This window comes from Rhodoplanes roseus (genome assembly GCF_003258865.1).
Taxonomy (GTDB): domain Bacteria; phylum Pseudomonadota; class Alphaproteobacteria; order Rhizobiales; family Xanthobacteraceae; genus Rhodoplanes; species Rhodoplanes roseus.
This window is the reverse complement of sequence record NZ_NPEX01000242.1, coordinates 1-9,034: the sequence shown is the minus strand read 5'-3', so window position 1 is coordinate 9,034 and position 9,034 is coordinate 1. Positions and strand designations below refer to the sequence as shown.

Here is a 9,034-nt window from a genome sequence, read left to right as displayed (position 1 = left end):
CATCAGCTCGCGGAGGCGGCCGCCCTTTGTGGTGGCTGCCTCTGCCGAGACCCGCCGGAGCCGCGTCGCGGCCGCCGGGACTGGGCCATGGAACGACAATTGTATTTCGGTACCGCATAACTGGCTTGAATTATGCGGCGAAATGGCTCATATAAGCCGGGAGCGGGTTGACCGACCTCTGGTTGGTCCCCATGGGCCGCGTGAACGAATCCAACAACGGTTTCGGCCCGATCCGCCACCCGAAGGCAGCCCAGACCACGCGGGATGTCCCGTTCATCCGCTGCACGCGGCGCGCCACAGCTGCGCCCGGGCTCTATCGCAGAACAGAAAGCACCCTTTGACTTCCTTCCAAGGATTTGGACTGGCCGAGCCGATCGCTCGCGCCCTCGTCGATGAGAACTACGTCACTCCCACCCCGATCCAGGCCCAGACGGTGCCGCTCGCCCTCGCCGGGCGCGACGTGATCGGGATCGCCCAGACGGGCACCGGCAAGACCGCGGCTTTCGCGCTGCCGATTCTCAATCGCCTCTTCACCGACCGCAAGCCGACCGTTCGCAAGAGCTGCCGGGTGCTGGTGCTGAGCCCCACCCGTGAGCTCTCGGGACAGATCCTCGACAGCTTCCGGGCCTACGGTCGTCATATGCAGATCGCCACCGATCTGGCGATCGGCGGCGTCTCGATGGGCCGCCAGGTGCGGGCCATGATGAACGGCCTCGACGTGCTGGTCGCCACCCCGGGCCGGCTGCTCGATCTCGTCAACAGCAACGCCCTGCGGCTGAACGCCGTCGAGGTGCTGGTGCTGGACGAGGCCGACCGCATGCTCGACATGGGCTTCATCCACGACATCCGGAAGATCGTGTCGAAGCTGCCGAAGCAGCGCCAGACGCTGTTCTTCTCGGCGACCATGCCGCAGCAGATCGCCGAACTCGCGTCGCAGATGCTGAACGACCCCTCCCACGTCTCGGTGACGCCGGCCGCGTCCACGGTCGACCGCATCGACCAGCGGATCGTTCACGTCGACAAGGCCGCCAAGCCGACCATCCTGGCCGAGATCCTGACCAGCGAGCCGCTCGATCGCTGCCTCGTCTTCACCCGCACCAAGCACGGCGCCGACAAGGTCGTCCGCGGCCTCGCCAAGAGCGGCATCGACGCCGAGGCGATCCACGGCAACAAGTCGCAGAACCAGCGCGAGCGGGCCCTGGCGGCGTTCCGCAGCGGCGACACCCGCATCCTGATCGCGACCGACATCGCGGCCCGCGGCATCGACGTCGACGGCGTGTCCCACGTCGTCAACTACGACCTGCCGAACATTCCGGAGAGCTACGTCCACCGTATCGGCCGCACGGCGCGCGCCGGGGCGGACGGAATCGCCATCTCGTTCTGCGATTCCGAGGAGCTCCCGTTCCTTCGCGACATCGAGAAGCTGATCCGCCGCAGCATCCCGGCCACCGACCGCCGCACCGGCGGCCGGCCGCTGCCCACCGCCCGCCCGGCGCATCGCCAGGGCGACGGACGGCGCCAGGACGGTCGCCGGCAGGAGGGCCGTCGCCAAGGCGAGGGTCGCCAGGGCGACGAACGCCAAGTCGAGGGGCGTCAAGGCGAGGGACGCAACGGCGGTGGTCGCAACGGCGAGCCCCGCCGCGACCAGCAGCGGACCCGCAACCAGGACCGTGACCGGAACCAGCAGCGGAACCGTGACGGCAACCCGCCGCGTTCTTTCGATGACGCCGGCCGCGCCGCGGCGCAGCGTCAGCCGTCGGAGCCGCGCTCGCAGAAGCCGTCGCAGCGTCCGCACCGGCAGCAGCGCGACCCGCAGCGGCCGCGCCAGCCCGATGCTGGCCGGCCCCACGATGCAGGCCAGCACGGCTCGCCCGTCAGGGTCGGCGTGCCGCTCGCCGAGCGGCCCGCGAACCGCAGCGGGCCGGCGGTCGAGACCGCCCTCGATCAGGTGGCGTTCCTGCGCCGTGGGGTGCCGGGCCGCCGCGATGTGGGACAAAGCGTCGAGCGCTGATTGATCGGAGCACAGCCATGGCGAAAGAAGAGCTGATCGAATTCGAAGGTCTGGTCACTGAAATCCTGCCGGACACGCGTTACCGCGTGACGCTCGATACCGGCCACGAGATCATCGCCTATACGGCCGGCAAGATGAAGAAGAACCGCATCAAGACGCTGGCGGGCGACCGCGTGATCGTCGAGATGTCGCCCTACGACCTCGAGAAGGGCCGGATCATCTTCCGCCACAAGGAGACGAACTCGGGCGGTCCCGCCCGGCGTCCTCCGCAGCGTCAGCAGTTCCGCCGACGCTGAGCGACCGGCCGCCCGGCTCCGGGCGGCCACCGCCTCTCGGGGCGGTCACGTGGGGTGGGGAAGAAAGGCAAAGCACATGCGACTGTTCATGTTCGAGTCGGAGACGACCAACGACCTGCGGGCTTTCGCGGGCGACTCGTCCGGCAGCAAGCTTCCCGCCCAGCACGGCCCCTGGCACTCGACCGGTGTCGTACGTCCCGACCGTGACCCTCCGCACAAGCTGTCGCGGGCCACGATCGAGAAGGCGATCGAGGCGAAGGGCTTCCAGCTCTGGCGGGTGAAGGCGGCCGAGAAGGCCTGAGCCCGAGATTCGTCGGGCAGCGTATTCGGGACTGTTGTCCGAGAGGGTGGCTGCGGGCGACTGCTGGTGCCGCATGTGAGCGACATCACGTCTGCCCCGGCGGGCCCGTCCCCTGCCCCGCCGGCCCTTGCGGCTTCGGCCCCTGCACTTTTCCGACGGACGAGAGACCGGCAACGGGCCCTTGCGCAAGCGGGGCCCTTTTTATCAGAAAGCCCGCCGAGGCGGGCTTTCGAACGGGATCGTAGGCTCAGACGGCCCGAAGCTGATCGGCCGAACTCTTGCCGGTGCGGCGATCCTGGGTCAGCTCGTACGACAGCTTCTGCCCCTCGCGCAGATTTGTCATACCGGCTCGCTCGACGGCGCTGATGTGAACGAACACGTCCTTGCCGCCATCATCGGGCTGAATGAAGCCATAGCCCTTCTGCGCGTTGAACCACTTCACGGTGCCGGTGCTCATAGACGTCCTTTCGACTGACGAGCAGGTCTATATCCGCGGACAGAAAGAGCCGCCCACGGTGGGTTTCTCGAGTGTTCAGTCAGATCTCGTCGGTCAGACGCAGGACGGGGCCCGCATGCATGGCCAAGTCGTTCGGCCGAAACTTCGATGCAATCTGATTATCATGACCAGAAAAGCACACAATCCGTCGCCCGCGGCTTCGGCAAAAAAAATTCGATGCGCCTTGAGTTTGGGCATGCCGCAGTTTTAGGCGGGACCTTGTCGGTCCACATTATGATGCGCCGCAATAGTTCATAGACATACCTTATCATCGATATCAGTTCGGACGACGTAGAAGCACCCGACCGCCCCTTCACAAACGTTACATTATTCACTCCGCCTGCCGCGCGTTCGCGACACCGCGCAGCACGTCTCCGTTCTGCACCCGACGCGAATTCGTCGCCATTCGGACAAGTGTTGACGGAAATCAGCGCGCCGCCGCGCCCGCATGCGAATGGAGGCGAGCGGCCACGGCGCCTCGCATCCTGGCGACCGGCCCGCTACGCACGGTCTCGTTCATTCTTCTCGACAGCCCACCGCGCCGGCCCGCGACACCTCGCTCCGAGGCGACACGGCCCGACACTTGCAAGGACGAAGGCGAATGCCGGGGCGCAGTTCCGTTGGACACTCGACCAATCTGGTGGGCCTGCCGACCGATCTGCTGGCGAGCTGTGCCTACAACGACTACCCGGTTCCGCTGCGGATCTCGGGTGTTCGTGAGATGAACCGGAGCCTGTTCGAGATGCTGTCGCAAGCACCGGATCTGGCGGACGCGGGCATCGCCTTCGCGAGCTACATGATGGCGATGTTCGGCCTCGATCCCGAGCAGCAGGAGCCGGTGCACGACGGCCGGCCGGCGACGCGCCGCTATCGCTCGTCCTTCCTGCGCCTCATCAAGGGCTGGGGCTACGACTCCAACAGCCCGGAAGGCGCCGTGATGAAAGGCTGGGTGGAGAGCCGCTTCGGCATCTTCCCGACCTTCCACAAGCAGGTGATCGCCCGCATCTCCGACGAGGGCTGGGCCACCTATGTGGAGCAGAAAATGTCGAGCCGCTTCCACAACAACTCGATCTACAGCCAGCTCGACCTCGTCTACGAATTCTGCCAGTGGGCGCTCGCCACCATGGTGGCTCCCGGCGAGGACCACGTGACGCTCTATCGCGGCGTCAACGATTTCGACGAGCACCAGATCGTCGCCCGCTCCGACAAGCGCCACGCGGTCGTGCGGATGAACAATCTCGCCTCGTTCACGTCGGATCGCGGCGTCGCCGACTGCTTCGGCGACATCATCCTGACCGCGCACGTGCCGACCACCAAGATCGCCTTCTTCAACACGCTGCTGGCCGGCCATCCGCTCAAGGGAGAAGGCGAGTATCTGGTCATCGGCGGCGACTACCGGGTGACGGCGAGCTACTTGTAGGACATTGCCATGCAGGGGCCGACCCTGGACGAGCGGGCGCTCGGCGCCTTCCTGGGTCTTGCCGTGGGCGACGCGCTCGGCGGCACGGTCGAGTTCATGACCAAAGGCGAGATCGCGACACGCTACGGCGTGCACGATCGCATCGTCGGCGGCGGCTGGCTGCGCCTCGCCGCCGGCCAGGTGACGGACGACACCGAGATGGCGCTGGCGCTCGGCCGCTCGCTGCTCCGCAAGGACGGCCTCGACCTCCAGGACTTGTGCGAGGAGTTCACCCGCTGGATGCGCTCCGGGCCGATCGACATTGGCAATACCTGCCGGCGCGGCATCCGGCGGTTCATCACCGAGGGCACGGTCCAGGGGCCCTCGTTCGACGGCGATGCCGGTAACGGCGCGGCGATGCGGATGCTGCCGGTGGCGCTGGCGACGCTCGGATCACCCGACACTGGCGCCGCCTGGTGCATCGCCCAGTGCCGAACCACCCATCATCACCCGCTGTCGGACAATGCGTCCGTGGCGCTGATGCACATGCTGCACCGGCTGCTCGCCGGCGGCGACCGGGACTCGGTCCGCGACATCGCCGATGCGCTCGTCGCAGAGCATCGCGGCTTTCGCTTCGCGAACAGCCCCGGCCAGTCGTCCGCCTATGTGGTCGACACGATCAGGACCGTCCTGCACTTCTATTTTTCGACCGGGACGTTCGCCGAGGCCGTCGTGAAGACCGTCAACCAGGGCGGCGATGCCGACACCACGGGCGCGATCGTCGGCATGCTGGCAGGTGCGACCTACGGGGTCGACGCGATCCCGGCGCACTGGCTCAAGCGTCTCGACCGCGAGGTCGCGATCGAGATCCGCAACCAGACACCCCGGCTTCTCGGCCTCGCCGCCGCCCTGCGGGCGAAGGCCGCCCATCCGCCGCGGCAGCCGGCTCCCCCGGAGCTGCCCACGCCACTCCCGTTCCGACGCGCGTGAACCGAGCGCCCGTCCCGAGCCTCCAACGCCTGGAGTCATCGAGACGGAGGCCCGCACGATGCGCCGAACCAGAGCGATCGCCGTCGTCGGCGTCCTGATCGCCGCGGCAGCCGCGCTCGCGGCCGTGTCCTATGCCCGGACACGACCGTCAGAGCTCGATGCGCTCGCCACGCGAGTCACCGTGCTGCACGTCGCCCAGCGCTTGGACGAGGCGCTGCCGCTCGCCGAGCGAGCCGTCGTCCTCGCCCGCGCCCAGGACGGCGAGACCGGCCCGCGCTACGCCGCCGCGCTGACGGCGCTCGGCACGCTGCACCGCGACGCCTGGCGGCTCGACCGGGCCGAGCCGCTGCTGGCGACGGCGCTCGCCGTGACCGAACGACACCACGGCGCGGACTCCCCGGAGACCGCCGACGCGCTCACCACGCTGGCGCTGCTTCACCTCCAGCAGAAGCGCTGGGACGACGCCGAACGGCTGTTCTTGCGCATCCGCGCCGTCGTCGGCAGGGTGCCTCCGGAAGAACGGCCGCGCCTCGCCGCGCCGGCGGCCCGCGGCCTCGCCGACGTCTATGCGGCGAGCGGCCGCGTCGACGCCGCGGCCGAACTCTATCACGAGGCGATCGCCGCCATCGATGCGGAGTGGGGCCCGGACAACGCGATCGTGGTGTACGTGCTACAGCGGCTGGTCGATCTTCATGCCGCAAATGGCCGGCCCGAGGAGGCCGAGCGGCTCGCGCGCCGGCGCCTCGCCATCTCGGAGAAGGCGGACGTGGACGGCAGGTCCCCGCTCGGGGTTGCCCTCAGCCTCGTCCATCTGGTGACGTTGGACAGCGTCCGCGCGCGGTCCGGCGAGGCCGAGCCGCTGGCTGAACGCGCCGTGGCGCTCGCCGAGCGGCAAGCCCCGGCGCCGCTCCGCGATAGGGTCCTGGCGGATGCTCTCGATGCGCTCGCCGGGCTGCGTGACGACGCCGGCCGCACCACCGAGGCCGCGGCTCTGAAGAAGCGCGCCGCCGCCCTGCGCGAGCGGACGGCGCGACGGTGAAGCCGCGGCTCAGCCGAACTTGAACAGCACGCCGTAGCCGCCGCGCGGATAGGTCCAGGTGATGTCGCCCTTGCCTTCCGCCAGAACACGACAGGTACCGCACTCCATGCAGCCGTCGTGGGCGACCTCGACCTGGCCGTTGCCGTTGAGCTCGTAGCAGCGCGCGGGGCAGAGCTTCACGAGGGCGAGCAGCTCCGGCGACGGCGTCACGTGCGGCGTCACCTTGATGTGCGACCGTCCGGAGTCGACCCGGTAGCGGTTCTGGTAGAGCTTGTCCTCGACGCGGACGTCGGTTTCCTTCGTCATCGCTCCCTCCGGTTCGTGTCGATCGTCGAGGTCAGCGCCACGCCCGCGCCATGCGGACGGCGTCACCCAAAAGCCCGCCGAGCGAGCGCGCGGCGAAGAACGACTTCATGGTCCGCCGCTCCTTCTCGATCTTCGGCGTGCCGTCGACGCGCACGAAGTTCTGCATCGCCTTGGACACGAGCTGCGGATAGGTGAGGAAGAAGTTCTGTGAGCTGGCGTGAAGGAGCGCCGGCATGTCCTTGTACTTTTTCAGATCCTGCATGACGAACGACTCCATCATTCGGGTCTTGTAGGCGGCGAGATTCTTGGCGGTCGGCTCGAGTCCCCGCCCCTTCAGCTCCGCAACCGTCTCGCCGGCCATCTGGCCGGAGGCGAGCGCGAGGTTGGATCGCTCGCGATGGATCGCGTTGTTGAGCTGTGCGGCGTCGCCCGCCACCACCCACCCGTCGCCGTAGAGGTTCGGCACCGCCTTGTAGCCGCCCTCGGGAATGAGATGCGCGGCATACTCCTTCACCTCGGATCCCTCGAGCAGCGGCGCGACGGATGGATGCCGCTTGAACGCCTCGAGCAGCTCGTAGGGCGAGTGCCCCGTCTTGGCGAGATCCGACACGATGCAGCCGAGGCCGACCGAGATGCTCTCGCGGTTGGTGTAGATGAAGCCCATGCCGGCCATGCCGCGCGAGATGGTGCCGGCCGCCTCGATCACGGCGCCCTCGTCGCCCTTCAGGTTGAAGCGCGCCTCGATGGTCTCACGCGGCAGGAAGTGCATCTCCTTGACGGCGAGCGCGACGTTCTCGCGCGTCGGGCGCTCGCGCAGGCCGGCCCGGGTGCCGAGAAGGCCATTGACGCCCTCCGCCAGCACCACGACGTCGGCCAGCACCTCGCCCTGGGCGCGGTCGGTGCGCACCCCAATCACCCGGCCGCGCGCATCCTGCAGGAGCTCGAGCGCGGTCGTCTCGGTCAGCACGATCGCGCCGGCCTCCTGTACGTGCTTCGAAAACCAGCGATCGAACTGCGAGCGGATGATGGTGTAGCGATTCGGCCGCTCCTCGTTGAACTCCTCCGAGCGATAGTGGAGGCCGGTGTGCGAGGCGTCGTCCATCATCCAGAAGCGCTGCTCGACCAGGTGCCGCTCGAGCGGCGCGTCCTCCCGGAATTCGGGGATCAGCTTCTCGACCTGGGCGGCGTAGAGGATCGCCCCCTGCACGTTCTTCGAGCCGGCATACTCGCCGCGCTCGAGCTGCAGCACCTTGAGGCCCCGCTTCGCCATGGTGAGGGCGGCGGCATTTCCGGCCATCCCGGCGCCCACCACGATCGCGTCGAACTTTTCCGTCATGGCGCGTCCTCTCTCAGCTCGCGATGCGGTCGCGGATGTGCGGCGACAGCCGCCGGCGGAAGGCCTCGGTCAGCTTCGGCAGCAGGTGCAGGGCGTCGGTGACGATGCCCACATGCGCGAAGTCGAAGATCGGGGCGTTCTTGTCGGTGTTGATGGCGACGATCAGGTCAGCGCCTTCGACGCCGACACGGTGCTGGATGGCGCCCGAGATGCCCGCGGCGATGTAGAGCTTCGGCCGGATCGTCTTGCCGGTCTGGCCGATCTGCCGCTCGGCCGGTTGCCAGCCCTTCTGCACCAGCGGCCGCGAGCAGCCGTATTCCGCGCCGAGCACGGAGGCGAGCTGGTGCACGAGCTGGAAGTTCTCCGGCGAGCCGAGGCCGAGGCCACCGGCGACGACCACATCGGCATAAGCGAGGTTCGACTTCGTCGAATCGCGGTCCGGAAGAAACTTCAGGACCTTGGTGATCACGTCCTCTTCGACCATCGCGAGCGGATGCTCGACGAGGCGGCCGAGCGGCCGCTCGATCCGGTCCGGCATCGCCATCACGCGCGGCCGGATGGTCGCCATCTGGGGCCGGAAGTTGAGCGTGTAGATGGTGCACAGGAGCGAGCCACCGAAGGTCGGCCGGGTGGCGGCGAGCGATCCGTCCGGATCGACGTCGAGCGCCGTGCAGTCGGCCGTGAGGCCGGTGAGCAGCGTGGTCGCCACGGCGCCGGCGAGATCGCGCCCCAGCGTCGTCGCGCCGAGCAGCAGGACCTCCGGCTTGTAGGTTTCGACCAGGTCGGTCAGCGCCTTGGAATAGGGCTCGTTGCGGTAGTCGGCCAGGATGTCGTTGGTGATCGTGTAGACGAGGTCGGCG

Annotated in this window: 10 protein-coding genes; 6 read left to right on the top strand and 4 right to left on the bottom strand. The window is 68.1% G+C overall.

Translation table 11 applies throughout. The annotated features are described in order from the left end of the window. Positions 1-337: 337 nt before the first annotated feature. The 3 genes from CH341_RS24370 (at position 338) to CH341_RS24360 (ending at position 2,608) form a co-directional block, all read left to right on the top strand. On the top strand, positions 338-2,011 hold the full coding sequence (locus CH341_RS24370; protein WP_170149785.1) for a DEAD/DEAH box helicase: 1,674 nt from the start codon (positions 338-340) through the stop codon (positions 2,009-2,011). A 17-nt stretch (positions 2,012-2,028) separates the two neighbouring features. Then, a complete protein-coding gene (gene infA, locus CH341_RS24365; RefSeq protein ID WP_111421577.1) occupies positions 2,029-2,307 on the top strand; it encodes a translation initiation factor IF-1 in 279 nt (92 codons plus the stop codon). 76 nt (positions 2,308-2,383) lie between these two features. Beyond that, a complete protein-coding gene (locus CH341_RS24360) occupies positions 2,384-2,608 on the top strand; it encodes a hypothetical protein (protein WP_111421576.1) in 225 nt (74 codons plus the stop codon). A 247-nt stretch (positions 2,609-2,855) separates the two neighbouring features. Here CH341_RS24360 and CH341_RS24355 read toward each other — a convergent pair whose 3' ends face one another. Beyond that, the gene (locus CH341_RS24355; protein ID WP_111357322.1) at positions 2,856-3,065 is read right to left on the bottom strand and encodes a cold-shock protein; all 210 of its coding nucleotides are present in this window, start codon (positions 3,063-3,065) and stop codon (positions 2,856-2,858) included. A 640-nt stretch (positions 3,066-3,705) separates the two neighbouring features. Here CH341_RS24355 and CH341_RS24350 point away from each other — a divergent pair. Genes CH341_RS24350 through CH341_RS24340 form a run of 3 tightly spaced genes read left to right on the top strand, consistent with a single transcriptional unit; the run spans position 3,706 to position 6,532 of the window. Beyond that, positions 3,706-4,524, top strand: coding sequence for an NAD(+)--dinitrogen-reductase ADP-D-ribosyltransferase (locus CH341_RS24350; RefSeq protein ID WP_111421575.1), 819 nt, complete (start codon positions 3,706-3,708; stop codon positions 4,522-4,524). Positions 4,525-4,533: 9 nt separating this feature from the next. Beyond that, a complete protein-coding gene (gene draG / locus CH341_RS24345) occupies positions 4,534-5,493 on the top strand; it encodes an ADP-ribosyl-[dinitrogen reductase] hydrolase (protein WP_111421574.1) in 960 nt (319 codons plus the stop codon). 58 nt (positions 5,494-5,551) lie between these two features. Then, positions 5,552-6,532 carry a tetratricopeptide repeat protein gene (locus tag CH341_RS24340; protein ID WP_111421573.1) on the top strand — a complete coding sequence of 327 codons (981 nt, stop codon included), beginning with the start codon at positions 5,552-5,554 and terminating at the stop codon, positions 6,530-6,532. Positions 6,533-6,541: 9 nt separating this feature from the next. Here CH341_RS24340 and CH341_RS24335 read toward each other — a convergent pair whose 3' ends face one another. The 3 genes from CH341_RS24335 to CH341_RS24325 all read right to left on the bottom strand — a co-directional run. Next, positions 6,542-6,838, bottom strand: coding sequence for a ferredoxin family protein (locus CH341_RS24335; protein WP_111421572.1), 297 nt, complete (start codon positions 6,836-6,838; stop codon positions 6,542-6,544). A 31-nt stretch (positions 6,839-6,869) separates the two neighbouring features. Next, positions 6,870-8,174, bottom strand: a complete 1,305-nt coding sequence (locus tag CH341_RS24330; protein WP_111421571.1) for an FAD-dependent oxidoreductase — start codon at positions 8,172-8,174, stop codon at positions 6,870-6,872. Positions 8,175-8,187: 13 nt separating this feature from the next. Next, positions 8,188-9,034, bottom strand: an 847-nt coding sequence (locus CH341_RS24325; RefSeq protein WP_111421570.1) for an electron transfer flavoprotein subunit alpha/FixB family protein, incomplete at its 5' end; no start/stop codon positions are given.